General features: G+C 64.8%; 27 protein-coding genes, 1 pseudogene and 2 riboswitches. Of the genes and pseudogenes, 14 read left to right on the forward strand and 14 right to left on the reverse strand.

All coding sequences use genetic code 11. From position 1 onward, the window contains the following. Positions 1 to 448: 448 nt before the first annotated feature. From AC50YA_RS21760 to AC50YA_RS21770, 3 genes and pseudogenes are all read left to right on the forward strand, one after another. Positions 449 to 1,330, forward strand: a complete 882-nt coding sequence (locus tag AC50YA_RS21760; RefSeq protein WP_494984262.1) for a F510_1955 family glycosylhydrolase — start codon at positions 449 to 451, stop codon at positions 1,328 to 1,330. Between the two features lie 522 nt (positions 1,331 to 1,852). Next, a complete protein-coding gene (locus tag AC50YA_RS21765; protein ID WP_494984263.1) occupies positions 1,853 to 2,164 on the forward strand; it encodes a hypothetical protein in 312 nt (103 codons plus the stop codon). A 248-nt stretch (positions 2,165 to 2,412) separates the two neighbouring features. Continuing rightward, positions 2,413 to 3,017: pseudogene (locus AC50YA_RS21770) on the forward strand (arsenic resistance protein); the annotation flags it as partial. Between the two features lie 220 nt (positions 3,018 to 3,237). On the opposite strand, the gene AC50YA_RS21775 reads toward AC50YA_RS21770, so the two are convergent. Both AC50YA_RS21775 and AC50YA_RS21780 read right to left on the reverse strand, forming a co-directional pair. Then, positions 3,238 to 4,470 (reverse strand): ZIP family metal transporter, encoded by a 1,233-nt coding sequence (locus tag AC50YA_RS21775; RefSeq protein ID WP_494984264.1) that lies wholly within the window; start codon positions 4,468 to 4,470, stop codon positions 3,238 to 3,240. Beyond that, positions 4,467 to 5,582 carry a multicopper oxidase domain-containing protein gene (locus AC50YA_RS21780; protein ID WP_494984265.1) on the reverse strand — a complete coding sequence of 372 codons (1,116 nt, stop codon included), beginning with the start codon at positions 5,580 to 5,582 and terminating at the stop codon, positions 4,467 to 4,469. The genes AC50YA_RS21775 and AC50YA_RS21780 overlap by 4 nt, the downstream gene beginning before the upstream one ends. 82 nt (positions 5,583 to 5,664) lie before the next feature. Between AC50YA_RS21780 and AC50YA_RS21785 the strand changes: the two genes are divergently transcribed. Beyond that, a complete protein-coding gene (locus AC50YA_RS21785; protein ID WP_494984266.1) occupies positions 5,665 to 6,339 on the forward strand; it encodes a metal-dependent transcriptional regulator in 675 nt (224 codons plus the stop codon). Between the two features lie 54 nt (positions 6,340 to 6,393). Beyond that, on the forward strand, positions 6,394 to 6,726 hold the full coding sequence (locus tag AC50YA_RS21790; protein ID WP_494984267.1) for a hypothetical protein: 333 nt from the start codon (positions 6,394 to 6,396) through the stop codon (positions 6,724 to 6,726). Between the two features lie 105 nt (positions 6,727 to 6,831). On the opposite strand, the gene AC50YA_RS21795 is transcribed toward AC50YA_RS21790, so the two are convergent. The 6 genes from AC50YA_RS21795 to AC50YA_RS21820 all read right to left on the reverse strand — a co-directional run bounded on the left by AC50YA_RS21795 (position 6,832) and on the right by AC50YA_RS21820 (position 11,603). Continuing rightward, on the reverse strand, positions 6,832 to 7,704 hold the full coding sequence (locus AC50YA_RS21795; protein ID WP_494984268.1) for an SURF1 family cytochrome oxidase biogenesis protein: 873 nt from the start codon (positions 7,702 to 7,704) through the stop codon (positions 6,832 to 6,834). A gap of 4 nt (positions 7,705 to 7,708) precedes the next feature. Further along, positions 7,709 to 8,344, reverse strand: a complete 636-nt coding sequence (locus tag AC50YA_RS21800; protein WP_494984269.1) for a thioredoxin-like domain-containing protein — start codon at positions 8,342 to 8,344, stop codon at positions 7,709 to 7,711. Between the two features lie 26 nt (positions 8,345 to 8,370). Beyond that, the gene (locus tag AC50YA_RS21805; RefSeq protein WP_494984270.1) at positions 8,371 to 9,045 is read right to left on the reverse strand and encodes a DUF305 domain-containing protein; all 675 of its coding nucleotides are present in this window, start codon (positions 9,043 to 9,045) and stop codon (positions 8,371 to 8,373) included. Then, on the reverse strand, positions 9,042 to 9,833 hold the full coding sequence (locus tag AC50YA_RS21810; RefSeq protein WP_494984271.1) for a M23 family metallopeptidase: 792 nt from the start codon (positions 9,831 to 9,833) through the stop codon (positions 9,042 to 9,044). The genes AC50YA_RS21805 and AC50YA_RS21810 overlap by 4 nt, the downstream gene beginning before the upstream one ends. Before the next feature lie 3 nt (positions 9,834 to 9,836). Beyond that, a riboswitch (cyclic di-AMP (ydaO/yuaA leader) is annotated at positions 9,837 to 10,019 on the reverse strand. Positions 10,020 to 10,163: 144 nt separating this feature from the next. Then, positions 10,164 to 11,141 (reverse strand): cytochrome c oxidase assembly protein, encoded by a 978-nt coding sequence (locus AC50YA_RS21815; protein ID WP_494984272.1) that lies wholly within the window; start codon positions 11,139 to 11,141, stop codon positions 10,164 to 10,166. A 42-nt stretch (positions 11,142 to 11,183) separates the two neighbouring features. Beyond that, positions 11,184 to 11,603, reverse strand: coding sequence for an ArsR/SmtB family transcription factor (locus tag AC50YA_RS21820; RefSeq protein WP_494984273.1), 420 nt, complete (start codon positions 11,601 to 11,603; stop codon positions 11,184 to 11,186). 216 nt (positions 11,604 to 11,819) lie between these two features. On the opposite strand from AC50YA_RS21820, the gene AC50YA_RS21825 reads away from it, so the two are divergent. The 6 genes from AC50YA_RS21825 to AC50YA_RS21850 all read left to right on the forward strand — a co-directional run bounded on the left by AC50YA_RS21825 (position 11,820) and on the right by AC50YA_RS21850 (position 17,401). After that, on the forward strand, positions 11,820 to 13,916 hold the full coding sequence (locus AC50YA_RS21825; protein WP_494984274.1) for a bifunctional copper resistance protein CopD/cytochrome c oxidase assembly protein: 2,097 nt from the start codon (positions 11,820 to 11,822) through the stop codon (positions 13,914 to 13,916). A gap of 94 nt (positions 13,917 to 14,010) precedes the next feature. Continuing rightward, positions 14,011 to 14,388: an ArsR/SmtB family transcription factor gene (locus AC50YA_RS21830; RefSeq protein ID WP_494984275.1), complete on the forward strand. Its 378-nt coding sequence runs from the start codon at positions 14,011 to 14,013 to the stop codon at positions 14,386 to 14,388. Continuing rightward, complete coding sequence (locus AC50YA_RS21835; RefSeq protein WP_494984276.1) at positions 14,385 to 15,302, forward strand: cation diffusion facilitator family transporter; 918 nt, start codon at positions 14,385 to 14,387, stop codon at positions 15,300 to 15,302. The genes AC50YA_RS21830 and AC50YA_RS21835 overlap by 4 nt, the downstream gene beginning before the upstream one ends. Further along, positions 15,302 to 16,009, forward strand: a complete 708-nt coding sequence (locus AC50YA_RS21840; RefSeq protein WP_494984277.1) for a DsbA family protein — start codon at positions 15,302 to 15,304, stop codon at positions 16,007 to 16,009. The genes AC50YA_RS21835 and AC50YA_RS21840 overlap by 1 nt, the downstream gene beginning before the upstream one ends. An 83-nt stretch (positions 16,010 to 16,092) precedes the next feature. Next, entirely contained in the window at positions 16,093 to 16,719 is a 627-nt protein-coding gene (locus AC50YA_RS21845) for a hypothetical protein (protein ID WP_494984278.1), read from the forward strand. Positions 16,720 to 16,789: 70 nt separating this feature from the next. Then, positions 16,790 to 17,401 carry a copper resistance CopC family protein gene (locus AC50YA_RS21850; RefSeq protein WP_494984279.1) on the forward strand — a complete coding sequence of 204 codons (612 nt, stop codon included), beginning with the start codon at positions 16,790 to 16,792 and terminating at the stop codon, positions 17,399 to 17,401. Positions 17,402 to 17,494: 93 nt separating this feature from the next. Here the strand turns inward: AC50YA_RS21850 and AC50YA_RS21855 are convergent, their stop codons facing one another. The 5 genes from AC50YA_RS21855 to AC50YA_RS21875 form a co-directional block, all read right to left on the reverse strand. Beyond that, on the reverse strand, positions 17,495 to 17,947 hold the full coding sequence (locus tag AC50YA_RS21855; RefSeq protein WP_494984280.1) for a hypothetical protein: 453 nt from the start codon (positions 17,945 to 17,947) through the stop codon (positions 17,495 to 17,497). 246 nt (positions 17,948 to 18,193) lie between these two features. Then, positions 18,194 to 18,934: an NlpC/P60 family protein gene (locus AC50YA_RS21860; RefSeq protein WP_494984281.1), complete on the reverse strand. Its 741-nt coding sequence runs from the start codon at positions 18,932 to 18,934 to the stop codon at positions 18,194 to 18,196. 3 nt (positions 18,935 to 18,937) lie between these two features. Continuing rightward, positions 18,938 to 19,134, reverse strand: a riboswitch (cyclic di-AMP (ydaO/yuaA leader). Positions 19,135 to 19,427: 293 nt separating this feature from the next. Continuing rightward, complete coding sequence (gene lspA, locus AC50YA_RS21865; RefSeq protein WP_494984282.1) at positions 19,428 to 19,937, reverse strand: signal peptidase II; 510 nt, start codon at positions 19,935 to 19,937, stop codon at positions 19,428 to 19,430. After that, positions 19,934 to 21,889 carry a heavy metal translocating P-type ATPase gene (locus AC50YA_RS21870; RefSeq protein WP_494984283.1) on the reverse strand — a complete coding sequence of 652 codons (1,956 nt, stop codon included), beginning with the start codon at positions 21,887 to 21,889 and terminating at the stop codon, positions 19,934 to 19,936. Before AC50YA_RS21870 ends, lspA begins: the two co-directional genes overlap by 4 nt. Then, entirely contained in the window at positions 21,886 to 22,272 is a 387-nt protein-coding gene (locus AC50YA_RS21875) for an ArsR/SmtB family transcription factor (RefSeq protein WP_494984284.1), read from the reverse strand. Before AC50YA_RS21875 ends, AC50YA_RS21870 begins: the two co-directional genes overlap by 4 nt. A 199-nt stretch (positions 22,273 to 22,471) precedes the next feature. Between AC50YA_RS21875 and AC50YA_RS21880 the strand changes: the two genes are divergently transcribed. From AC50YA_RS21880 to AC50YA_RS21890, 3 genes are all read left to right on the forward strand, one after another. Then, positions 22,472 to 23,221: a cytochrome c biogenesis CcdA family protein gene (locus AC50YA_RS21880; RefSeq protein WP_494984285.1), complete on the forward strand. Its 750-nt coding sequence runs from the start codon at positions 22,472 to 22,474 to the stop codon at positions 23,219 to 23,221. Positions 23,222 to 23,239: 18 nt separating this feature from the next. Next, complete coding sequence (locus AC50YA_RS21885) at positions 23,240 to 23,872, forward strand: TlpA family protein disulfide reductase (RefSeq protein ID WP_494984286.1); 633 nt, start codon at positions 23,240 to 23,242, stop codon at positions 23,870 to 23,872. A 943-nt stretch (positions 23,873 to 24,815) separates the two neighbouring features. Further along, the gene (locus tag AC50YA_RS21890) at positions 24,816 to 25,001 is read left to right on the forward strand and encodes a hypothetical protein (RefSeq protein WP_494984287.1); all 186 of its coding nucleotides are present in this window, start codon (positions 24,816 to 24,818) and stop codon (positions 24,999 to 25,001) included. A gap of 113 nt (positions 25,002 to 25,114) precedes the next feature. Here the strand turns inward: AC50YA_RS21890 and AC50YA_RS21895 are convergent, their stop codons facing one another. Beyond that, positions 25,115 to 25,894 (reverse strand): SIR2 family protein, encoded by a 780-nt coding sequence (locus tag AC50YA_RS21895; protein ID WP_494984288.1) that lies wholly within the window; start codon positions 25,892 to 25,894, stop codon positions 25,115 to 25,117. Positions 25,895 to 26,053: the final 159 nt, after the last annotated feature.

Below are 26,053 nucleotides of genomic sequence, written 5' to 3' on the forward strand. Positions count from 1 at the left end.
CACCCAAAGAGACATGATCGCTCAACCGCTCCGGACCCACCGGGGTCACCCATCCACTACGCGCCATGCCGAAAGATTAACACACCCCTGCTAAGTGAACGGCATTGCGCCTAGACCACAGTTACACGGGGCCTGTGGCCCGGAATCGTTGGGATTCCGAGCCACAGGCCTTTCCTGCATCAACATTTGTAGCCGCTAAGAAAATAGTCTCCTCATGGAAGATTCGGTTGATCTTTCGGTTCTTCGGGAGTCCGGGACCAAGGCGCGGAAAAGTAGGACGATTGGCGGCTTCTTCGCAGGTACCTGCAATCTTGCATCCTGCTGGTTGCGATCTCGCTGGCGATGTTTACCGGCTTCGTATCGCTCCTTTCCCCTGCATCGTGGGCCGACAGCCACGGCCACAAGGGTATTCTTGCCCCCTGTCTCACATCGATCCCTGGAGTTACCCGTGACCTTCCCGTCCATGTTCCGTATCCGGTCGGCAGCATTCGTCACCACCGGCACCATTCTGGTACTCGCGCTGTCGGCTTGCCTTCCCGCCTCCGGCCCGACCGAGCCGACCCAGACCAGCAGCGCAGCCAGCGGCCTTCCCAGCGCCCACATCCACGGCCTCACCGTCAGCAGCGACACCAGCCAGGTACTCCTGGCTACCCACGACGGCCTGTTCGACGTCACGACGGAACCCGCCGTCAAAATCGGGGCCACCAATGACCTGATGGGCTTCACCGCAGGCAAGGACCAAGGCGTTTACTATGCCTCCGGCCACCCCGGAAAAGGCTCCAACCTTCCCAACCCGCTCGGTCTGGTCAGATCCACCGACGGCGGCAAAACATGGGAACAGCTCTCCCGGCAAGGCGAATCGGACTTCCACGCCCTGACCGTCAGCAAGTCCGGGATCGTGGCCTTCGACGGGACCCTGCGCACGAGCACGGACGGCAAAACTTGGACGACAGTGGCCACGGACTTTAGCCCGGCCGTTCTGGCCGGAAACCCCACCAGCGACACCGTTTTGGCCACCACCCCCGGCGGACTGCGGCGGGCAACCGACGGCGGTGCCACCTGGACGCTCGTCCCTTCCGCACCCGTAATCCAGTTCGCCGCCTTCGCCACCCCCACAGAGGCCGTCGGGGTCCAACCCGACGGTGCGGTCCACCACTCCGCCGACGGCGGAGCAACCTGGACGCCAAAAGGCCGGATCACCGGCGAAGTCCAGGCCATTACCGCGGCGAAAGACTCCGACGGAAAACTCCGGATCTGGGCCGCCACCGCCGACGGGATCCTGACATCAACCGACGGCGGCGAGACATTCCGGGACTCCGCTCCAAAATAACCCACCCATTCCCGCCATCCGCCTTGCCAGTCACGGTCACGGCCAGGCGGTCCTGAACTGACTTACGCTGGACCGTCAGGATCCGCCCCAGAATGGGCGATGGAAACCGTCGGGCACCCGGTCACGAATCTGGACTGCGCCGACGCAACTAACGTGCCTCGCGGGGAATGATTGGACTGACCTGCGTAAACGGTTTTGGAGGGTAGATAATTGGCCTGGCGTCGAACTCAGCGCTGCGAACGTTCACGCTGCGCCGTGTTCCGCTCTCCAGCCAGTGGCTCCTGGAGTCCATCACCGACGGATACTAGGACCGGCGGTGAGATTGAACTGGCAACCGATCAGTGATCAGACCTGGGCCAGGTACGGACCCCGCAGCGCCGAATTCGACAAACGGACGCTGAAATACTTCCGCCCATTGATGGCCGGTTGTTCGAATGCCGGCGCTATTGTCTTTGCCGTCGGCACGAGGGCTTAATGGAACTCGAGCGTCGCTCCGTCGCTCCTGACAGTAAGGAGAAAACCATGACCCTGACGAGGAAATCACTCGCAGTTTCCGTTATCGTTTTTGCTGGAATTTTAGGGTTTGCGCCCGCGGCGTCAGCAACAATCCACCCGCTCGTGGAATCCTTCGATTGCGCCAACGCCAACGCCGTTGCGAATCATCCGCTGGGAGATGTCGCCGACCCTCCCGGTGTCACACCAGGCTACGGCAGCCACTCGACTAACAGTGACCTTGCATCGCTGTCGGCCACAACGAAGGGCTTCACCGACTTCTCGAGCCCGGCCCTGTTTGGCCACAAGCTCGACGGTGTTTGCGGGCAGGTTGGCAAGTAGGCAAACACGATGCGCGGCCCCTGTCTGGGAGGGGCGCGTGTATCAGTTCATCGACAGACACTGGCGCGCTCAGGACGAGGCGCTTTTCGTGGAAAGAGTTGTTGAGCGTCCAACAATGCGAAGTTCGCCAGCAAATTAGCAGTCATCGTCTCCCACTCGTCAGCAGGTCACAAAGAGAGCGTTTCCGCTTCGCGATTCGTCCCACAGCCGCTACCGTTGCAACAGAGGTAGGGGATGGACCATGGACCAGTGACCGGCTGCTGGCTGCAGCGCCGGTGCTGATGCTGGCGCAGATGCTCCTGCTGCCGGTCTATCTGTTGGTCTTCGTCGGCCCGGATCTCGTAGCTGCCATCGACCCGGCACCGTTCGTTGAGGCTCTGATTGTTTTGATCATGATTCCCTTGGCTGCGGCCGCGCTGACGCAGGCGCTGGCCCGCCGGCCCACCTGGGCCGGATGATCATGGCGGCCATGCAGGCCCTGATCGTTCCCCTGATGATGGCCACGCTGGCTGTCGTTGTCGGCTCGCAGATCGTGGGCGTCGGCCAGGAGCTGGGCTCGCTGCTGGCGGTGGTTCCGCTCTACGCGGCATTCCTGCTGATCATGGTGCCGCTGGGCCTGCTCACGGCCAGGCCGGCCGGCCTCGATGTTGCAGCCACCCGCGCCGTTGTCTTCAGCGGCGCGACGCGCAATTCCCTGGTCGTGCTCCCGTTGGCCCTGGCGTTTCCCGGACCCTTGGCACTGGCCGCTTTGGTGGTTGTCACCCAGACGCTCGTCGAACTGATCGGGATGGTCCTCTACGTCAGGTTCCTGCCCATGATCGTCCGCACGGAAACAAACCGGCAGCCCACCTAAACACGCCCACGCGATCTCGTAGCGGCATGGGACAGCGATGAATGAACGCATCGCCGAGCTGACCGTGGCCGGTCAGCTCGAACAATCCAGTGCAAGGCTTTCAGGAAAGCCTCAGGGAGGATGAATTCATGGCAATTTTGAATCCAGGTCTGATTCCATCAAATCACTGGCGAGAGGCTGGATGAGGCACTCACGGCGGTCCTGCAGGCATTCCTTTGGCCTAGGCCACAACGAGCAGGCCGGTTGCGAACATCACGCCCAGCCCCAGGATGATGCCTGCGCCGGTGAGCGGGGTGAAGGTCTTGCCCGCGTTGTCCTTGAGCAGCGGCAGGAGTTTGACGGCCACCTGGGCCACGGCTCCGGCTCCGACGCCGAGCAGGAAAGCCGCAAGAGCCGGCTGGTAGACGGTCGCTCCTATGAGTGCCCCTGCGGCCGCGGGCGCTCCTGCGATGAGTCCCAGGATTGCCAGCCGGCCCAGACCGGGAGGCTGTTTGGCGAGCGGGGTGACGATCGCCAGGCCCTCCGTGGTGTTGTGGATGGCGAACCCGACGATCAGGGAGGCGCCCAGGGCGAGTGAGCCCACCGCGTAAGCGGAACCGATGGCGAGGCCTTCGCCGAGGTTGTGCAGGCCGATGCCGATGGCGATCAGCAGCGCCAGACGCTGCGGCGGCAGGGCTGCAGGCCGGCCCGTGGCACCGAGTTCCTGGCGCCGGCGCATCCAGGCATCTGTCCCCTCAAGTATGAGGTAGGCGGTCAGGGCGCCGAGGAAGACGACCATCGGGCCGCCGAACGCGCCGTTGCCGGCCACGAGTTCCACTGCTTCAAGGGTCGCGTCGATGGCCAGGAACGCGAGCAGCCCCACCGTGACGCCCAGCAGGACCCGGACCCAGGAGGCTGACGAACGGCGGACGAAAGGCATCCAGAGCATGCCGAGGGCTACCGGGATCACGCCGACGTAGATCCCCAGGAGCGTCATGAGTCCGAAGAAGGAACTGCCGCGCTCCGGGCTGAGGGCCGCCGCGTCGATGACGGCGGGGATCTTGCCTCCGATGGAGGTCACCAGGGCCACTTCATAGGGGTCCCCGTCCACCCAGTGGTAGCTGACGGTCAGGGTGGTGGATTCCAGGGGCGCCATGGTCTCGCGGGTCTGCGTAAACGGTGCGTAGTAGTCCGAGACATTGACCTGGGCGATGGACACCGGATCCGGTCCCTCGTTCCGGACCGTGATTTCGATCTGGCCCGGCGTGAGGCGGATGTCCTCGACGGCGACCTCCTCCTTGGGCGGAACGCCCTCAGAAAGGGTGCCGAGGCCCGGGGCGTTCAGGAGCGAGAACAGGCCCACCAGGATCGCGATCAACACCAACGGCCCGACGCCGAGCAGCCACCGCGGCACCGGCGTCCGGCGGTGCGGTGCTGCCGCCTGTACGGCGGCAGTCTTTTCATCCAGGCTCATGATGCGCTCACCTCGAAGAATCCCATCCAGCCCAGCTCGGCAAACTCCGTCTTGTGGGCGTGGAACATGTACTTGCCCGGGAACGGGAACCGGAGCTCCACGATGCCCCGCTGGCCCTGCACCTGCGAGATGGTATCCGTGAACTCGCTGGGGGTCAGCATGGTCCCCGTGGGGTAGTAATGGAAGAAGTTCCCATGCACGTGGAACGAATTGATCGGGTCATATTCAAGGACGTTGATCAGGTGGATCCGCACCAGCTCGTTCTGCTTGACCTGCACGGGGAAGTCCATGAAATGGAACGGCAGGCCGTTCACGGAGTAGAACTCGTTGTCGTCCCCGCCGTCGGTGTTGTACCCGTTCATGACCATCACCATTTCGTTGTCGGCCTTCGGCCGGCCTTCCTTGGGTTCGATGATGAACCCGCCGTAGAGGCCCTTCGCGATGTGCGGGGCAAGCGGTGACTGGTGGCAGTGGTAGAGGTGCGTGCCGAACGGAGTGGCGTCGAACTCGTACGTGAAACTCTGGCCCGGGGCGATGGACCCGGGGCCGATCCCAGGAGTGCCGTCCATTTCAGCGGTATGGACGCCGTGGAAGTGGATGGTGTGCGGGTGTGCCCCTGCGTTGGTGAAGTGGATCTTCAGCGCATCGCCTTCCTTCGCCCAGAGCGTCGGACCGGGGATCCGGCCGTTATAGCTCCAGCCCGGGAACGTCACCCCCGGTGCGATCTCGAAGTCCTTATCGACCGCGACGATGTCCCATTCCCGCAGGGTCCTGCCGTCGGGCAGGGTGCTGGTCTTGCCCCGGTCGAAGTCGTGCAGGATCGCCGTCGGGTCGATCCCTGCCCGTTCAGGAAGAACGGATCCGCCGGCAAAACCGGCATGTCCGGCGTGACTGACGCCAGTACCAACGGCCGACGACGGACTGCCGGCCTGCGCTGCCCCGGAGCCCGACCGTGCCGCCGCCCCTCCCCCGGCACCGTTGCCGGAATGCTGGTCATGCCCGCTGGAAGCCTGGGCCTGGATGGCGGTAAAGGCCGGCACGGCTGCAAAAGCGGCAGCGCCGGACAGCATGGACCGCCTGCTCGGGAGCTTCTCCGACAATGTTTTCGGCATGCCGATTCCTTTTCGCTTCAATGGGAAAACTAAATTGTTCGTTAAGCCTAACATTGCGCCTGCCCTTGGTACGATTGATGGCATGCCGGTCTCCGATTTGTCCTCGTCAGCCCAGGACTACCTCAAGCTGATCTGGTCAGCCACGGAGTGGTCCGCAACGCCCATCACGGTCAGCGACATGGCCGAGCGCCTCGGCCTCAGGCCGTCCACCGTATCGGAGGGAATCAAGAAGCTGGCCAGGCAGGAACTTGTCACCCACGCACCGTACGGGAGCATCGAGCTGACTCCTGCGGGGCGCGAACACGCCGTCGCCATGGTCCGCCGGCACCGGCTCCTGGAGACCTTCCTGGTCCAGGCGCTGGGGTACGGCTGGGATGAGGTCCACGATGAAGCCGAGACCCTTGAGCATGCCGTTTCTGACAAGCTGATCGAACGCATTGACCAACACCTCGGCCACCCGACACGTGATCCGCACGGGGACCCCATCCCGCCTTCCGACGGCCTGCCGCACATGCCGGCAGGAACGCAGCTCTCGGCGGCAGCCACCGGCGGCACCGTGGCCATCACACGCGTTTCCGACCACGATCCACAGATGCTGCGCTACTTCACCGAATTGGGGCTGGCACCGGACGCGAGGCTCACCGTGAAGGAACACCGTCCCTACGCGGATGTCACCACAATCCGGCTGCACGGGCCCGGGCGGGACATCGATCTGGGCGCGTCAGCGTCGGAAGCGATCTGGGTCGTCGCGGTCTAGAGGTACGCAAGGGGGGCTCCGCTCCTGTCCATTCCAGGCCGGAGAACGGCCCTGGTGGGCGTGGAAACTCTGCTCCGGACATCGCCGCGTGAAGGCAAGGGGCATCTGACTGCCGCATTGGATCGGCTTCAGGTCAACGCCGACGAGTGCCGTGAGCTGCACATCGAAGGCACTTTCATTGGCCATGGCCCGGCGGAGGAAGCAGAGAGGCTGATCGGCGGCGCCGGCACCGTGGCGCATCTCCGCCTGGGCCTGGAAGCGGAGGCAACGCCGGAAAGATCAGCGCACGACCCGGCAGGCCCTCCAGAGTTGGCGGCCGGTGGCGGGGAATCCTCCAACGGAGCGTTCAGCATTGGATGTGTGCCGCGTGGCAGTCCGCAGCTGTGAAGGCGTCCTTGTGGAGTGCGCCGCGCTTCAGCTGACCCTGCAGTCCGCCTGGCGCCGGTGCCGCCGGCGCGAGACGAGGCTGAAGCTAGGTTGTCTGACGCCGTGTCAGAGGCCCATGGCGTCGAGAAGAGCATCTTCCTCGTCATCGGAGCCCGGGCGACGTGGTTTGCCTGGTGGGCCGGTGCGCTGTCCGGGCCCGGAAGGTTCCTGGATTTCACGCTCCTCCCGGTCGATGCGGGCCTGCTGCCGGGCCATGTAGCCGAACCCGACAAAGGCCAGGACCCCGAAGGTAATCCACTGCAACGCGTAGGACAGGTTGGACCCTTCCTGCACCTTTGGTGGGGCGAGCTGCTGAAGTGCGAGTTCAGGCGGGGGCGTTTCGGAGGCCATGAGCCCATAGCCGCCGGTCTTGACCGGATACTCCAGCTGGCGTGCGTAGGAGGCCAGGTCAATGCTGGCCAGTTGCCCCTCCGGAGCGCTGCGGTCAAAGTCAGCTTCTGAGGGTTTGATCCGCACGACAGTAGCGATCGTTCCGCGCGGCGGCGCAGGAACGGTATCCGGGTAGCCGGGCCGGTTGTTCCCGATAGGAAGCCAGCCCCGGTTGATAATGATTGTTTCCCCGGAGACCAGGCGGAACGGCACCACAACCTCGTACCCGGCCGCAGAGTGATTGGGCCGGTTCCGGACGATGCGTTGGTCCTCGGCAAGATAGTGACCCCTGACAGAAACCGTCGTCCATTTCACGTCCGGGTCCGGGGCCTCGAAGTAGCGGCTGGCCTCTTCGTAAGGCACGGGCGCCTTGTCGTAGTTCTGCTGGACGCGGCGGATTTCGGCCACCGCCTGGTTCCTCCGGTCCATCTGCCAATTACCCAGCCCCACGCAGGCCGCGGCAAACAGCGCGGCCATGCCCAGAATGCCCAGCCATCGCCAGGACAGCAGGAACCCGTAGGCACGGGGTGCCCTGTCCTTGCTTGGCATCGCGTCAGCCCTGCATGCCGCCGGAACAGACGGCCCCCGGTTCGGGGGACTGCGGCCCTTGACGGTACTTCTTGATGAACGGGGCCAGACGTTCATCGCTGCCGCTGTCCACGGCGAGCTGTTTGCCCCAGGCTGTTGCCACCACGGGCGTGGCTTGTTCGGCTACCGGGCTGAGCAGGAGATAGTCCTGCTTGCCGGCCAAGGCCGTCAGCTCGGCGAGCTGGTCGGCGCCCAGGTCGGGACGGTAGGTGAGCCAGACCGCCCCGTGTTCCAGAGAATGCACTGCCCGCGTTTGTTCCACGGGCGTTGTGTAGACCCCGCAGTTCGTCCAGACCGGGGCATGGTCCCCGCCCGTGGCCGGAGTCTTCGGATAACTGACGGGCTCGCTGGTGTGGTTCCTGGACTGGTCGGGATAGTCCTGCTCCCCGTCGATGGGCCGGGCCGCCGCGGCATTAAGCCGGTCGCGCTGCTGGACCTCCCCGACAACGACGAAGGTCACCGCCGCGACGATTGCGAGGACCACGGCCGCACCCGTGCCGTAGATCAGCCAGGCCCGCCGCCTGTCGGCGGTGCGCTGTTTGGCCTGCACCGCATCCAGGAGCGCTTTACGGTCCTCGTGGGCTTTCGGTTTACCAGACATGGGCGGTCCCGCTTTCTTAGGTGCGGTCAAAGTCGGCCGCGGAGCTCTTCAAGGGCAGTAATTTCAGCTGTCTGGGCTTCTACGATACGGGCGGCGAAGTCCCGGACCTTTGAGGTTTCCGCTAAGCGGGTACCGGCGGAGGCCATGGCGACGCCACCTTGATGATGGCGGATCATCAAGTCCGTGAACAACCGGTCAGCCTCCGCACCTGAGGATTCGCGAAGCGCCTGCATCTGTTCCGGGGTGGCCATCCCTTCCATGACACCTTCGGCGCCGTCCCCCTGGACACCGTGCGAGGCTCCGGTCCCGGCATGAGTACCACCGGCCGTCATCCATGCCATCGGCGGCGCTGTCCCGGCCTGGGACAGGCCCCAGTCCTGCAGCCAAGCGAACATCTGGCCGTTCTGATGCTGCTGTGCGGTGGCAATGTCGTAGGCGACCGCCCGGACCTCGGTGTCATCGGACTTGTCCCAGATCAACAGGGCCATCTCCACTGCCTGCGCGTGATGGGTCTGCATGTCCCGGGAAAATCCCGCGTCCGCGCCCGATTCCGGGACGAGTGCGGGCGCTGCCGAAAGCCGGCCCAGGGCAAAGAAACCCAGTGCGGTGAGGGCCACGACTGTGACGAAAACAGCCCAGAGCCGCTTCCTGGGCAGCGGCGATGGTGCCGTGAGCTGTTCACGCGGCTCAGTGAGGTTCACGACCGGAGCCAGCCCTGCGGATCGACAGTTACGCCGTTTCGGACAATTTCGAAGTGCAGGTGGCATCCGGTCGAGTTTCCGGTCGTTCCGGCCCCGCCGAGCCGCTGACCCTTGGCCACCACGGCACCGACCGAGACCTCTATCGATGACAGATGGTTGTACGTGCTTTTCATGCCGTTGCCATGATCAACCACGATGCGGTTCCCGCCACCGTTCTGGGACCACCCAGCTTCCACGACGGTCCCCGCGCCGGCGGTGAAGACAGCGGTCTGGCAGGAGGCGACCAGATCCAGCCCGGTATGCAGCTCACCGGAACCGCCTGTGATCGGGCTGGTACGGAATCCGAACGGAGAAGAAATGGACATGCTGGCCAGCGGTGCCCCCAGGGTTGTATCCACAGGTACGGCCGTTGGCGGTGCAGCTGCTGCTGCGGCGGGGGTTACGGCAGCAGCTCCTGTGGCGGCAGGCGCTGCCGGCGCCGGCCGGTCGGCGGGCCGGGTCACGACTTCAGTCCGTGGATAGGTGATGACTGCCTGTGCCTGCGCTGCTATGGCCGGGGCAGCGGCCTCGACAGCAGCCGGCTGGGCGGCGGCGACGGTACCTGCGGCGGCAATAAGTCCGGCATGCGCGGCGGGTATGCCGGCGGCCAGCATGACAACAGCGGCAAAAGCCGAAGCCCCGGGCAGCCAGGCCGGGCGCGGGGACGGAGCCTGAGGTCGGGCGGCGGCGCGGCGGCGGGAGCGGTCATAGGGAAGGGCGCGGCGGCGGCCGTGGCGGGAGGGGGGCACAGCTGATCCTTTCGGGTCGCCTGCGAAGTTAGCTGTCGGGTTCGGACCAAGGAAAGCCCGGACACAGTTCCGGCGCCGGCCCGCGTGGGCCCGTACCGCTGTGCGTCTTAACCCCAAGGCAGCACGCTGCCGTTAATGGGTCCTCCGCCCCCGCCGTGTGAGTTTGTAGTATGGCGCCGCCGGCGGGGCTGAGCGTCCGGAGCCAAGGCTTAATACAGAAAAGCCTGAATCAACATTACACGACCACCACATAGGTCACAATTCGATAACAACGGAGATGGTGATTTCTACAACCCGTACAACTCTCACGAGGGTCAAATCGTTCCCGGGCTACTCGGGCCAGCGCCGCGGTTCGGGCCTGTCCGCCAACTGCTGCAGGTAGTTGTTGTAGGCGTCGAGTTCGGGGGTCCCTGCGGTCAGTTCGGCCCGGTCGATACTGGCATTGGATTTGGTTTCTTCGCGTTGCCAGCGGACCAGGATGAACATCAGCAGGAGCACTCCCGGCAGTTCGCCGTAGGACCAGGCCAGTCCGCCGGCTATGCCCTGGTCCGTTATCGGGTTGATGTTCCAGCCTGGAGGCGGGGTGGCGAAGAATTTCACCATGGGTGCGGTGGCCATCATGAGGACGACCCCGAAGAAGGCGTGGAGCGGCATTTCCGCGAAGATGTCGATCATCCGTCCGAAGTGGGTCTGGCGGCTGGGCAGGGGGTCGGCGGAGATCAGTGGCACCGTGAAGAGGATCCCGGAGATTAAAAACATCAGTTCCAGGCCGACGTGGCCGTACCAGGTGGGCAGCAGCAGGTCTGCCAGGCCGGAGAAGTACACCCCGTAAAAGGTGAGCAGGAACAGCGGGACCATGAAGGCGGGGTGAATTGCCACGCGTCCCCATCGCGAACGCAGCCCCCAGAGCGCTGTCCGGAGGACCCGGCGGCCCAGCCTGCCGTGCGGTGTTGCCCGCAGCAGCAGTGTCCCAGGGGATCCGATGACCAGCAGCGGCGGAACGGCCATCATCAGGGTCAACTGCTGGAACATGAAGACCGAGAACATCCGCAGCCCGTACCCTTCAATGCCGGCGCCCATGACCACGACGATGGCCAGGCAGCCCACCAGGAAGGAACAGGTCCGCACCACGGACCAGCGCCGGCCCTGCCGCCACAAGCTGATCGCCCCCGCCAGGTAGAGCACTGCGGCCAGGAGCGTCAGTGCAGGGATCAGCGGGACAGGCTGCAGGTTGGGCGCCAGGAATTCAGGCAGCGACGGGGGCAGCGACGGAAGCCAGACCGGACCGGTAATCTCCGGCTCAGACATCGCTGCACCGGGTATCGACCTGCCGGGACCGGACTGCCCCGGTCAGGGTGCGTGGCCGCTTCCGACGATGCGGAGCCGGTCCTGGCCCGTATGGCCCACGTGTGTCAGACCGAGATCGAGGAGCATACGGACGTGGGAGTCGGCCAGTGAGTAGTAGGCCATCCTTCCCGAACGGCGCACCTGAACCACCCGCGGCCCGCGCAGCAGACGCAGGGCGTGGGAGACACCTGACTCGCTCAAACCGGTTGTTGCTGCCAGGTCGCAGACGCACATTTCCCCTTCGAGGAGGGCGATGAGGATCCTGACCCGGCCAGGGTCCGAGAGCAGCCCGAAGATCACGGCCAGGTCCGCCACGTCGGCGTCCCCGGGCATCCTGGATCTGACAGCTTCGACTTTGTCTGCATCGACAAGCCGGACAAAACACTCCGGCCCGGCGGGGGCTCGGGGTGGAATCTGGGTCATCCATCTAGGCTACCTTTACGTGCTAACGCTTCGCGTTATCCTTTGGTTTTATGGCAAGCCCGTATGAGGCTCGCCCGCGCCAGGTACGCCCCTCGGGACGCGGGCGATTAACGTGTGAACAACTCTACAGATAATCTGGTGTCGCGCGCTGAGCTCAGTTTCGCGCTCCATTTCCTGCCCTCCCGGGACGGGGTCAGGACCAGGTTAGGACTTATTGTGGCGCTCAAAGCCTCCACTTCACAGGAGAGCCCGGCTGTTTTGCCCAGGCCGGTATGGCTGGTTGTCGCCTGCGCGATTGCCCTTGCAGTGGTTTTGGTTGCGACCGCCTATGGCCGGGGAACTCTTCCGGCCGAGGCCCGGGATCCCGGGGCCCTGGTCCGGTGGGGATACTGTCTCGCGCAGACCGCGCACAATGTTGCGATGGCCGCGACGATCGGGGCCCTTGTCTTTGCCGCGTTCATCGTCCCGCCCCTGCCGAAGGCTCCGGGACGGGGTTCCCGGACGCGGAGTAATGTTCCGGCATCCCCGGCGGCGGCCGAACATCCGGCCTTTACCCGGGTCATGATGCTGGCCGCCGCCGCGAGCACTGCCTGGGCCTTTGCGGCCCTCGCCGTGCTGGTGCTGGGTTTCGCCGACATCGCCGGCGTGCCCGTCTCGGGCGGTCCCGAGTTCTCTGCCGGCCTCGTCGCCTACATCACGGAACTGCCCACCGGCAATGCGTGGCTGTCGGTAGTAATCATCGCAGCAGTCGTATCGACCCTGGCCTTCAGTGTCCGGTCCCCGGGGTCCCTGGCGGCTACTGCGCTGCTGGCCGTGGCAGGGGTGCTGCCCCTGATCCTGATCGGCCACGCCTCCAGCGGCAACGACCACGAACAGGCCACCAACTCCCTGGGCCTGCACCTGGTCGGGGTCTGCCTCTGGTTCGGCGGGCTGATTGCCCTCACCGTCGCGGGAACAGCGCTGGGCAAGGACACAGCCGCTGTCCTGCGCCGGTTCTCGTCCCTGGCCCTGTTCGCTTTCATCCTGGTGTCCGCCTCGGGGATCATCAACGCCTCGATCCGGATGCCGTTGCCCGAAGGGCTGGCCTCCCCGTACGGGGTCCTGGTCCTGGCCAAAACCGCAGCCGTCATCGTCCTGGGCATCATCGGCTACCTACACCGTGCGCGCCTGATCCCGGCGTTGGAGCAGAAAACCCCAAGCGGGGCTGGCCGGCTGCTGTGGCGGTTCATCGTGGCCGAACTGCTGATCATGGGTGCCGCCAGCGGCCTTGCCGCGGCGTTGAGCCGCACCCCTCCCCCGGGCGGAGAAGAAATCCGCGCCGCCCTCACCCCGGCCGAAATCCTCACCGGATACCTCCTTCCGCCGGAACTGACGCCGGAACGGTGGTTCACGGTGTGGAGGCCGGACTGGCTGTGGATTGCCCTGGCCATCACCGCCGCCGTCCTCTACCTCATGGGTGCCCGGCGCCTGCGGCGGCGCGGGGACAGCTGGCCGTGGATCCGGACCGTACTGTGGTTCATTGGCCTGGCGGCGCTGGTGTTCTTTACCTCCGGCGGCCCCTCGGTCTACGGCCGGGTCCTTTTCAGCGCCCACATGCTCGACCACATGGCCCTGACCATGGTCGTCCCCATCTTCCTGGTCCTGGGCGCCCCGGTAACCCTTGCCCTGCGGACCCTGGCGCCCCGTCGGGACGGCTCCCGCGGACCCCGTGAGTGGGTCATGGTCCTGGTCCATTCCCGGGCCGCGGCGGTCCTGACGCATCCTTTGTTCGTTGCCGCCAACTTTGCCGGTTCCATAGTGCTGTTCTACTACTCGGACGCCTTCGGATTTGCTCTGCGCGAACACGCCGGACACGAGCTGATGACCGCCCACTTCCTCATCACCGGTTACCTGTTCATCCTCTCGATGATCGGCACAGACCCGGTGCCCCTCCGCGCCCCCTACCCGCTGCGGCTCCTGCTGCTGTTGGCGACCATGGCCTTCCACGCCTTCTTTGGCGTGACGCTCATGGGCTCGACCACCCTCCTGCAGCCGGACTGGTTCACCGGGCTGGGACGGGACTGGGGACTGCCTGCCCTGGAGGACCAGCAGATGGCCGGTGCCATCACCTGGGGCATCGGCGAAATCCCCACCCTGCTGATCGCCATCGGCGTGGCCATCATGTGGTCACGCTCCGACGCCCGCGAGATGCGCCGCACCGACCGGGCCGCGGCACGCACCAACGACGCCGACCTGACCGCCTACAACGCCATGCTCGCCCGGCTCAATGAACGCAGCAGTACAACGGGCCGGGGCCATGACCCCGGCAAATAGGACAGCGCCGATTGCCGGTTGCCGGGAACGTCGTTCGTCAGCCGATCTTGATTCAGAATATTCTGAATCCACAAACGTCTGTATCATTTCGGGTATGCGCATACTCTCCACCATCGATGTCCTGGCCCGGTTCGGCAAAGCCCTGGCCGACCCGACCCGCGCCGCGGTACTGCTCGAACTGCGGAACGGTCCTGCCTTCCCGTCGGACCTGGCCGAAGGCATCGGCGTCAGCCGCCAGATCCTGTCCAACCATCTGGCCTGCCTGCGCGATTGCGGCCTGGTCGCCGCCGAACCTGCCGGCCGCCGGGTCCGCTACGAACTCTCCGACCCCAGGCTGGCGCACGCCCTGGGTGACTTGCTGGGCACCATCCTGACCGTCGATCCGATCTGCAGCTGCGCCGAACCCGACTGCGCCCAGGACAAGCAGGCCCTTGCCCCCACTGACCTTCACCCCCTGGAAGTACGCCCATGAGCGGACATGATCACGACCACGGCGCCGCCGGAACCAGCCAGCGCGGCAAGCTCATTGCCGTCTTCGCCATCACCTTCACGGTGATGGTCGCTGAGATCCTGGGCTCGGTCCTTACCGGCAGCCTCGCGCTGCTGGCCGACGCCGGCCACATGTTCACCGATTCTGCCGGGCTCCTGATCGCTTTGATTGCCTCGTCCCTGGCACTGAAGCCGGCCACGCTGACCCGGACCTGGGGCTATCAGCGCGCCGAAATCATCGCCGCCGCGGGGCAAGCCGCCCTGCTGCTGGCCGTGGGCGGTTTCGTCATCGTCGAAGGCATCCGCCGGCTGTTTGAACCTCCCGAAGTGGGCGAGTCGATGATGCTCTGGTTCGGCATCATCGGGCTGGCCGGCAACATCGCCGGCCTGGTCATCCTCTCCTCGGGCCGGAACCACAACTTCAATATGAAAGCGGCGTTCCTCGAAGTCCTCAACGACGCCCTGGGATCCGTCGCTGTCATCGCCGCCGCCATCATCATCGCCCTGACCGGCTGGCTCCAGGCCGACGCCGTGGTCTCCCTGTTCATCGGCGTCCTGATCATTCCCCGGACTTTGAAACTGCTCTGCGCCACGGTCGATGTGCTCATGGAAAGCACGCCCAAAGGCCTGGATCTGGCGAAGGTCCGCGAGCACATGTTGGCCCTGCCGCACGTCATAGACGTCCATGACCTGCACGCCTCCCTGGTCGCCTCAGGAATACCGGTCCTCTCAGCCCACGTCACCGTCGAAGACGGCTGCATGACCGACGGGCACGCCGCAGAAATCCTGGCGGACCTGCAACGCTGCGTCGCCGAGCACTTTGACGTCAGCATTGAACACTCCACCTTCCAGATCGAACCAGCCGCCCACCGCGACCAGGAAAGCATGCACCACTGATGAAAACACCGACCAAGACCGCCCCTTCACGACCAGAGCACTCCCCGATGGACCCCGCCAAAAAAGCCCGTCGGGTCATTTGGATCCTGCTGGCCATCATCGTGGGCGCAGGCATCATCTGGTTCGCCGTTTTTACGGCTGCCAAACCCGCCCCTGTGGAGCCCCAGGCCGCACCGGACGCCCAGCTCGTGCGCGAGGACAGCCACCGCCTCACCACCCCCGCGACGGAAAAAGCCCAGCTGGTTGAATTCCTGGACTTCGAATGTGAAGCCTGCCGCGCCGCCGTGCCGCTGGTGGAGGAACTGAAGAAGGAATACGGGGACAGGATCACCTTCGTGAACCGGTACTTCCCCCTGCCATCGCACAAGAACTCCGGGCAGGCTGCCCTGGCAGTGGAAGCCGCGGCGCAGCAGGGCAAGTACGAACAGATGTACGCCAAGATGTTCGAAACCCAGCCGCAGTGGGGCGAGAAGCAGGACTTCCAGAACGCCCTGTTCAGGACCTTCGCCGAAGAACTTGGACTCGACATGGAAAAGTACGACGCAGCCATGGCCGCTGAAGAGACGAAGGAACGGATCCGCAAAGATATTGCCGACGGGAAAGCTCTTGGCGTCTCCGGCACGCCAACCTTTTTCCTGGACGGCGAAAAGCTGACCCTCAACACCGAAGCCGAGTTCCGGCAGAAACTCGCCGACGCCGTCAAATAAGGGGCACGTGGCGGAGCTCCCAGAACCGTTACCGATCTACATGATGAAGAACAGATAATTTCCGCCGGAAGGAGGCCGACCTGGTGATCCTGCAGCGTGCACCTCTGCGGTTGCCCCGGGCCGGCGCCGTGGCGCTGACCGTGCTGACCCTGGCCGGCGGCGCGCACGTTGCCGCCGGCGGGCAGCTCCCGGCACTGCCGATTCTGACGGCGGTGGCCGCGGTTGTTGGCCTCTCCGCGGTTCTCCTCGCTGGGCGGAAGATGACAGTCCCGCGGCTGGTCGGCTACCTCGGTACCTCCCAGCTTGCCCTGCACCTGGCCTTGTCACGGCTCGCATCAGCAGGGACGTCCGGTCCCGCCGGCCAGCCCCATCATGGGTTCACCACCACGGCGGCCAGTTCGGTGCCGGCCCAGACCCCGGCGCCCTACGAGCATCTGGCGGCCGATGCCGGTTCAACGATGACGCTCCCGCACCTTGCGGCGACACTGATGACGGCGATCCTTTTGGCCGGGGGCGAGGCTGCCCTCTGGGCGCTGGCGGCCTGGTTGAAGCCGCTGCACGGGATCCCTGAAACCGGGACTATTCCGCCGCGTTTCCGGGCCCTGCCCGCACAGCCACGGACGGTACCGGCCAGGGCCGCGGTTCCCGGACAGGTCGGTGTCCGGGGACCCCCGCACAGGTTCTGCAACCTCCAAGCCCCCGCCTGCTAAGCGGGGCCACCGCGCCGCAAAAGTACGGCGTCAAGTGTCCGGATACAACCAGAATTGCAGAACCAATTTCATGAACGATCTCAAACGTGGACGCTCCAGGGCAGTGCTTGCCCTCGCCGGCGCCCTGCTGTTCACCGCACTGGGGGCCGGGCCGGCGCAGGCCCACGATGCCCTCCAGTCAACATCCCCCGAACGCGACACCACCGTGGCCGCGGCCCCGGAGATTGTGACTCTGACGCTCTCGGAACCACCCACGGATTCGAAAAGCCTGAACCTGAGCATCATCACGGTGACAGACTCAACCGGAAAAACGCTCAGCAACGGTGAGGTCACGGTCGCGGGACCGACCATATCAACCAGCGTCACACCGGGAAGCAACGGACCCTACAAGGTCCTGTGGCGCACCGTTTCCTCCGACGGCCACCCTATCGAGGGAACCTTCGCCTTCACCGTCGAGGACCCGGCTGTGGGCGCCGCCACCGGCCCGGCAACGGCAACAGCGTCAGCGGCGCCGTCAGCGGCGGTCAGTGTACCGGCGAACACCGTGCCGGACCGGGTACCGCCGCCCGATGACAGCAACGCCCTCCTCACGGTCGGCATCGCCGCCATCGTCCTGGCGGTCATCGGCGGCCTTATTTATCTGTCCCGCCGCCGGGAACGGACCGGCGACAGCGGCGCCTGAACCACCCCAGGCCTTCTGCGGCCGCCGGCCCCGGGGATAAGAGTCACACACCTCCCGGGGCCGGCGTACCGGTCGTTTAAGGCGGTCGGGACGTTAAGCGGCTGCTCCGGCCGGAAGCCTGCGGGACCTGAACCGTGCGACGGTACCGGCCAGAGCTGCTGCCGCCATCACCATAAAGGTAGCAACGCCGGTAGAGAACAGCACTGAGGACACTTCCGGGACCGGGGCCGAGGCGTCAGCAGCGGCCATGACGGTCAGCCAGTAGCCGATCGTGGCCGCTATCCAGGCTCCGCCGGCCGCGGCTGTCAGCCGCGGCCACCGCGTGAACCATGCACGGCCGATCCCGTAAGACAAAGCGACACTGATCGCCACGACACCGGCGACAGCGACGAGCTGGATACCGAACAGGTATGGCCCTGCGACAAGCCCGACCGGGATACACAACCCGCCAATGAGCACAAGTCGCCGGGCGCCCAGGGGCATGCCGGCCGTTCTGCCCTGGTCCCCGCCCGGCAGGGGCCCATCGTTCGTCGCCTTATCTGGCATGGTCGTATCCATGAAATTCCTCTGAAAAGTGGGGGGCCTGCCGAACGCAGGACTGCCTTGGTGTGCCTGAGCAAAGTGTGGCAGCTGTTTCGCCTTCCCTGACGTTACAGCATCCGCTGGATCGAAGATGCCGCGATCAGACCGGCCGGCCGGCAGGAACGGGGGCCACCCATCTACCGGATGACACACTGAAGGCCGGCGTTTCGCTGCCCCCAAGGCAACGAAACGCCGGCCTTCAGTTGGGTGTTAGGCCCCGGCCCGGACGAAAGTCACTGAGCCCTTGGAAGTCATCCAGGTCAGCGGGTGGACAGCCGTTTCGTTCTTGCCGTTCAAACCGGAGCTGAGGACCTGGCCGCCGCCGACATAGATGCCGACGTGTCCGGGCTGCATGACCATGTCACCGGGCTGCGGGTCGCTCACGACGGTCCCGTAGTTCATGAACTGCATGGGGCCGAGGTCACCGACGGGGATCCCGGCGGCACCCAGGGCGTTTTCCACCAGTCGTGTGCAGTCCTGGATCATGCCGATCTGGGCGTAGGCGGCGGAAACCATCGTGGCGTTGACTCCGCCTGCTGCCGGGGCGGCCACCGGTGCGGCCGCAGCGGGCGTGACGGTGATCTGAGCCTTGGCCGGCGCAGCAGCCTTCGCAACGGCGACTGGTTTGGGTGCTTCTACAACAGGGGCGGGCGTGGTCTCCACGGCAGGACGCTCGAAGGAGATCTGGACCGTGGCATCTGCGCTGAGCGGAGCCTGTACCTGGCTGGTGACCTCCAGGTTCGAGGTCGGCTCCGCGTCGCGCTGAACCGGGGCCTCAGCTGCCTGCGCGGCAACGCCGCTGGTCAGGACGAGACCGGAAGCTGCAGCAATGACGGCCGCCTGACGGCCCACACCGCCGGCATTGTCAGCGACGGATTTGGACAGGACCGCAAGGGCACTGGTCTGGACGGGGACCGCGCGGTGGCGGCCGTGAGCTCGGCGAATGGGCATGAAGGGGCCTCTCCCACTGCCTGCGAGGTTAGCTGTCGGATTCGGATGGGAGACACCCGGCCGCAGTTCCAGCGCAATGCAGGAGGCGCGGCTTCACCCCAAGGCCTGCCCGAAGCAGGCCACTGTTGGGTTCCCCGTCTCTGCCGGACGAATGTTGCGAACGGATCCCGGGCAGCGGCAGAGTTAGGCAATCTGCTCAGGAGTGCCGCATTCGGAGAAACCGGCACGCGTTCGACCCTACTCGAAAATCCAGCGCTTTGTCACATTTGCATAACGGGACTGAAGCTTGTGTTCCATAAACTGAAGCTTGTGTTCCATAAGCAGACAATCACGGGAACCCTGTGTGGTGTTTCGCCGGTGCTGGCTTCACTTACGTCCAAAATCTGTTGAGACGTTCCAGGGGGCCGGATGCTATGAGGATGACCAAGCCCAGACCCATGCGGCTGAATCGATCCTTCCACGGCCAACCTCCGGTGATGGACCGGACAGAGCCTTAGCCGCCGGCGTGCCGCCGCTGGAGGATGATGGTGCCAAGGACGAGGAGCGCTACTCCGGTGGTGACGAACACGTCGGCGAGGTTGAAGGTGGGGAACCAGCCGCTGTGCAGGTAGTCGACGACACCGTGCCCGTCGAGCCGGTCGATGAAGTTCCCGGCCGCTCCTCCGAGCAGAAGGGCCGATCCTGCACGGGAGAGGTGGGTCATGGATGGGGCTGAGGAGACGGTGTACCAGATCAGGGCCGCGATGATCAGGCCGGTGGCGGCGATGACGACCCAAGGTGCAAGGTCCGCGCCGAGGCTGAACGCGACACCGCGGTTATAAAGCAGCTTGATGTTGATCGGGCCAAGGTCGGACGTCGCGCCGGTGGAGAGCAGCGCTTCGGCTACGGCTTTGACAACCAGGTCGGCTGCGGCCAGGACGGCTGCCACCAGAAGCAGCACCGTCCTGGACCGTCGGGCCTGCCGGGCTGGTATATCCGGCCCGGCTGTGGTTTCGGCGCTCACGCTGCCGGTTCCAGCGCGGGGGCGGGCTCGGCGGCCCGGAACGCGGTCTTGCGGCTGATCCGGCCTGCCCTGACGCCGTTGGCGATGACGACGATTTCGGCCAGTTCGTGGATGAGGACCACGGCGGCCAGGCCGAGCATGCCGAACAGCGCGAGCGGGATCAGTACCGCGATCAGCAGCAGGGACAAGCCCACGTTCTGGAGCATGATGCGCCGGGTCCTGCGCGCATGGTCCAAGACCTGGGGAAGGTGGTTCAGGTCCTCGCCCATCAGGGCTATGTCGGCGGTTTCGATCGCGACGTCGGTGCCCATGGCGCCCATGGCGATGCCGGTGTCGGCGGTCGCGAGTGCCGGGGCGTCGTTGACGCCGTCGCCGACCATGGCGGTGGGGGCACGGCCCTGGAGCGTGCGGATGATCTCGGCCTTGTCCTCGGGCCGGAGGTCGGCATGGACTTCCGTGATCCCCGCGGCCTTACCCAGTGCCGTGGCGGTGATGAGGTTGTCACCGGTGAGCATTGCGGTGGTGTAGCCGGAGGCTGTGAGCCGGGCAATGACTTCCCGGGCTTCGGGGCGCAGCTCGTCACGGACCGCGACCGCGCCGATGACCTGGCCGTCTTCTTCGATGAGGACGGCGGTCGCGCCGGCCTGCTGCATCCGCTCGACCTCGGCCGCCAGGGGGCCGGCGTCGATCCAGCCCGGCCGGCCGAGGCGGACGGTCCTGCCATTGAACCGGCCTTTCAGGCCTGCGCCGGGGACGGTGTCGACCTCGGTGACGGCCGCCCGGTCCGTGGCGGCGGCGAGGATGGCGCGGGCGAGCGGGTGTTCGCTGCGGGCCTCCAGTCCGGCAGCGAGGGCCAGGACGTGTTCCCTGGTGGCGGTGCCGGTTGCGGCGACCTCGATCACGGCTGGCTTGTTACGGGTGAGGGTTCCGGTCTTGTCCAGCGCGATAGTGCGGATTCTGCCGAGGGTTTCCAGGGCGCCGCCGCCTTTGATGAGAACGCCGATGCGGCTGGCTGCACCGACGGAAGCGACGACCGTGACGGGTACGGAGATGGCCAGTGCGCAGGGCGAGGCTGCGACCAGGACGACGAGGGCGCGTTCGAACCACAGCAGCGGTTCGCCGACGATGAAGCCGAAGACGATGATCAGTGCGGCGGCGATCAGGATGCCGGGGACGAGTTTTTTGGCGATGGAGTCGGCCAGTCGCTGGCCCGGGCCCTTGCGGGACTGCTCGGCCTCGACGATGTGCACGATCCTGGCCAGGGAGTTGTTTTCCGCGGTGCTGGTGACTTCCACCTCGAGCGGGCCGGTGCCGTTGATCGACCCGGCGTAGACCTCGCTTCCCGGCCCGGCCTCGACCGGAACGGATTCGCCGGTGAGCGCCGATGTGTCCAGGGACGTGCGCCCGGTGAGGATCCTGCCGTCAGTGGCAAGGCGCTCCCCGGGTCGGACAACCATCCGGTCCCCGGGGATGAGTTCTGCAGGGTCGACCGTGAGCTCGGTGCCGCCGCGCAGGATGGTCGCCTCGGCCGGGACAAGGTCCAGCAGGGCACGCAGGCCGCGGCGGGTTTTCGCCAGCGAGTACTCCTCGAGTCCCTCAGAAATCGCGTAGAGGAAGGCCAGCATGGCCGCCTCCTCGAACTGACCGAGGGCGACGGCGCCGGCTGCGGCGATGGTCATCAGCGTCCCGACCCCGATTTTGCCCTTCACCAGGCGGCGGAGGGTGGAGGGAACGAACGTCCAGGCTGCAACCAGCAGCGCGACGATCTCCAGGGGAAGCGTCAGCCACTGGGGCCCACCGGCCAGGGAAGCGATCCACCCCGCCAGGAGCAGGACACCGGAAACGGCTGCCGCCCGGACCTCGCGGACCTGCCAAAAACCTACGGCCTCCTCCGCCTCGTCGGACTCGCCGGTCCCGGTCTTCTCATCGCTGCAGCCGCAGGCGTCACTCATCGTGTGTTCTCTTCTGCCAGGGCGGCGCCGGTGCTGCCGGTGCCGTAGTTCGGGCACAGGCTGACCGCGTTGCCGGTGGCGGCAAGCAGGATCTCTGCCTGGGTGAGCATGTCCATCAATTCCGGACGGGAGAGTGAATAGTAGACGCTGCGACCCTGCACCCGGCCTTCGACCAGGCCGCAGTCGCGCAGGCATGCGACGTGGGCGGATACCGTTGACTGGGCCAGGCCCAGCTCCCCTGTAAGGTCACCAACCCGGACCTCACCGCCGGCCATGCGCTTCACGATGCTCAAGCGGGTCGGGTCACTGAGGGAATGGAACAGCGCCGCCGCAGGACTGAGCTGGCGGCACGGATCCGCGGAAACCATAGGTTCAATCGTCATATGACGATGATAGCGCAGATTTATGATGTCATCGCCGCCATGCTGTAATGTCGAAAGGGCCGCCGCGACGCTCGCCAGAGTTTCGAACGCTTCCCACACGTAGAGCCACGGACGTGAGTGCGGCCTTCGCTCAACCGGTGGGCGGGGCGATGCTGTTGCCGGTTTGGCGGAGCTTCAGATATTGACCGAGGAGACACCGATGAGCATTGGCGGATATTTCGCCGAGATGGTGCAGTCCGGAGCCTTGTTGGTGGCGATGCCGCTGGCCATGACCGCAGGGACTGTGTCGTTCATTTCTCCATGCATCCTTCCGCTGGTGCCCGGGTACCTGGGCTACGTCTCCGGGCTGACCGACCCCTCACGCCCGGACAACAGGCGGCGGGTCCTGACCGGTGTCGGTCTTTTCATTCTCGGTTTTGCCGCTGTCTTTACGCTGTACGGGGCGGCTTTCGGTGTCATCGGTGGCTGGCTCGTGCAGTGGCAGGACACGCTGATCCGCGCCCTGGGAGTGTTCGTCGTACTGATGGGCCTGGTCCTGGTCGGCAGTTTCTCCTTCCTTCAGACCACCCGGAAACTGTCCTTCCGTCCCAGAACCGGCGTCGCCGGGGCGCCGCTGCTCGGTATCGTCTTCGGTCTTGGATGGACACCGTGCATGGGGCCGACCCTCAGCGCCGTCCTGGCGCTGAGCACCACCACCGGGGACCCCTGGCGCGGGGCCCTGCTGGGATTCGTCTACTGCCTGGGGCTGGGAATCCCCTTCGTCCTGGTCGCACTGGGCCTGAACTGGGTCACCAGGACCCTTGGTTTCATCCGCCGGCACATCCGCACGTTCAACATCATTGGCGGTTCGCTGCTCATCCTCGTCGGAATCCTGATGGTCTCAGGGGTCTGGATGCTCTGGATTTACCAGCTGCAGAACCTCGCCGGGACCATCACCACCCCCGTATAGAACGAAAAGGACCAGACAGTGAACGTCCACTCCCCCGCACCATCAGCCGGAGAATCATTGCCCGGCCGCCGCAGCGTCCTGTTCGGCATGGCCTCAGGCGCCCTGCTCCTGACAGGCTGTGCCGCCCCGGATTCCCTGGCAGCCCAGGCCCGGGCCGGGGACAACAAGAACTACATCGCCGGGGACGGCTCGGTCTCCGAATACGCCTCCAACGACAGGAGCGCCCCGGTGGAGATGCAGGGTCCGCTCTACGACGGAACGGTCCTCAGCTCCACAGACTGGCGGGGATCGGTGACGGTTCTCAACGTCTGGTACGCGGCCTGCGCACCGTGCCGGACGGAAGCCCCGACACTGGAGACCCTGTATCAGGAAAACAAAGACGACGGTGTGCGGTTCTACGGCATTAACCTGCGCGATACCGCTGCCACGGCCGCCGCCTTTGAACGGACCTTCGGCACTACCTACCCCAGCTTCAATGACGCCGATGGCAGCATCCTGCTCGCCCTGGCCGAGTACGTCCCGCCGCGGGCAGTACCCACAACCCTCGTACTGGACAAACAGGGCAGAGTCAGCGCCCGCATGCTCGGCCTGGCCGAGAAAAGCACCCTCAAAGCCCTCATCAGCAGCGCACTGAACGAACCAGGGGCCTGACCCCACGAACGGCGTCTGATCCAGCCGCTGAAGGCGGGTTGCAGCCTCATCATCAACACGTAAACCGTTCGGCAGGAGGCCTGCCGAGCGGCGTGTCAGCCTTGTCGGGCCTGGTCTTCGGACCCCTCGCCGCTGCGGGCATCGGGTGCAGCAAGGCCGCCTGCGTCAGCTTCGCTCACTTGGGCCCGGTACCGAACGCGGCGAATTCGTCTGGTCATGGACACCATGAGCGCGACAACGGCAATAACCATGAACGCTGTCATAACGAATCCGAGAAGTCCCGGTGTCACCTGATCGGCACTAAGACCTGGCCGCAGCCCATTCTCGCCGGGGCTGGGAGAGGGGGTTGCGCCGAAGACAATCATCCTCTGAGTAAGGGATTCGATTAACGATTGCTACATGTATTCCTCGCATATTCTGCCCGGGATGCACGCATCCCGGAGACGGCTGGCAGGACACCCAGCTCATGAAAATACCTCTGAACAATAGGCCTTAATTGGACATGTCCTTGCGGCCGCAGCGTTCCACAGGCTATCCCTTGAGGAAAATGCGCGCAGCCCTTTCGGTATTAACATGGGCCGGCCGACGGACAAGTGCCCACAGCAAATGCCCACGGTAAACAGCATCAGCGGCAGAACGATCTTCACCCAGATCGGGTCTGGCAGGCTGCCGATATCAACCGATCTAGGCTACCAAGGGACTCCCCGGAAACGGCAACGCTGGCCCTGCGCGCAGCCGGCAGGCCAGTAACGATGTGTCCGACACGGCAATGGAGATCCGGAGCAGTCCCCTATGTGCGATAAGCCAGGGGCTGGGGTGCCCAGTGGGTCTTCGATGCGTCCTGGCTGAAATCTCCGCGATTGAGTTCGAGCGTGGGAATTTCTTCAACAGCAAGGGCTCCCGCGGCTGTCTGCGCATCCTGCGCCTCACCAGAGTCGTGCCTATGACGTTTCTGCCCATTGACTTCAACCCATGGAACGTTGGCGCCGGAAGTGTAATCAATGCCCCACCGGACGACATCACCGCAATTGGCATCTACATAGTCCGCGACAGCGTTGTTGCCTATGAAGCGGCTGAGGGAACTGTTGCTGGTGGCGATTTCTTCGACGGTGTCTGCCGCTCGGGTTGATCTGTCGACGACGGTAATGGGCACGTTGGGGAGGGACCCTGAAAAAAACTGTCTGGTGGCAAGGTCTGTTGCCGGAAACGAATAACCAATGATCGTGACTGTTGATGCGCGGGCTAGCGACGCTGCAGCCTGGCGCCATTGGGCGCGAAGCCCCGCGTTTGTATAGAAGGCGTTCTTGGTGCCTGTGGGGGAACGATCATGGGTTGCAAGTCGTCGAACATACCCTTGCTCCGTGGTGACTCATTCGTCTTCGATTTGTGCGACCAGCCTTGACCCGATTGCAGAAGACACATCACCTCGCTGCTAGGAGCATTGATTCCCCCGTAACCCCAGTTGGTAGAGCCATGAAGCTTGAGGAGTTCAAGCGTGGATCCTGGCGGATTCATCACCCCATAGCTAAGTCCAGCAGATGCCCCCAGCTGTCGGGATACAAGCGGGACCCGATAGACGTCCGCCCATTCAGCAACGAGTCCCAGCGCAGTGAGGACCCTTTCGACCAAGACGTCGTAGTTGAACGTAACCACCGTCGCCGAATCTGCGCACCAGGATGCCACCAAACGACTGAGCCAGCTAGGAAACGGCGTCTCAACGACCTCTTGCTCAATCTCCCGTATACATTCACTGACCGCGGTACTGGCGCGCAGAAACATCACACGGTTGGAGAGATTCTCGACATCAGTGAGCCAGGGCTGATCGACGGAGAGAAATGAGAGCCACTGTTCCAGATCGTTCCCATAGGGAATTAGCTCGGACGGATCCACGCCCAATCGATCCAGGACACGTGGGCGGAGCTCCGCGAGAGTAGGCATGAGGCTATTGATGGCTTTAGAGAAACCCGCGCCGAGCAGCACGAAAGGTACCGCATCAGCTTCTTGAGGAGTGGATGGCGACATTTCTCCAAACTAGTCTGAGCCGACGCCAAAATTGTACCGGCCCGCTAAGACTAGTGTTCCGTGTTAATGGTTTGTTTGCGTTTCATCTTGCCCAGTAGATACTCCGCGGATTTGGTCCAGGTGAACGGCTTGGCGTCCTTGTTGTAGTTTTCGATGTAC

This window comes from Pseudarthrobacter sp. RHLT3-21, from assembly GCF_059383495.1.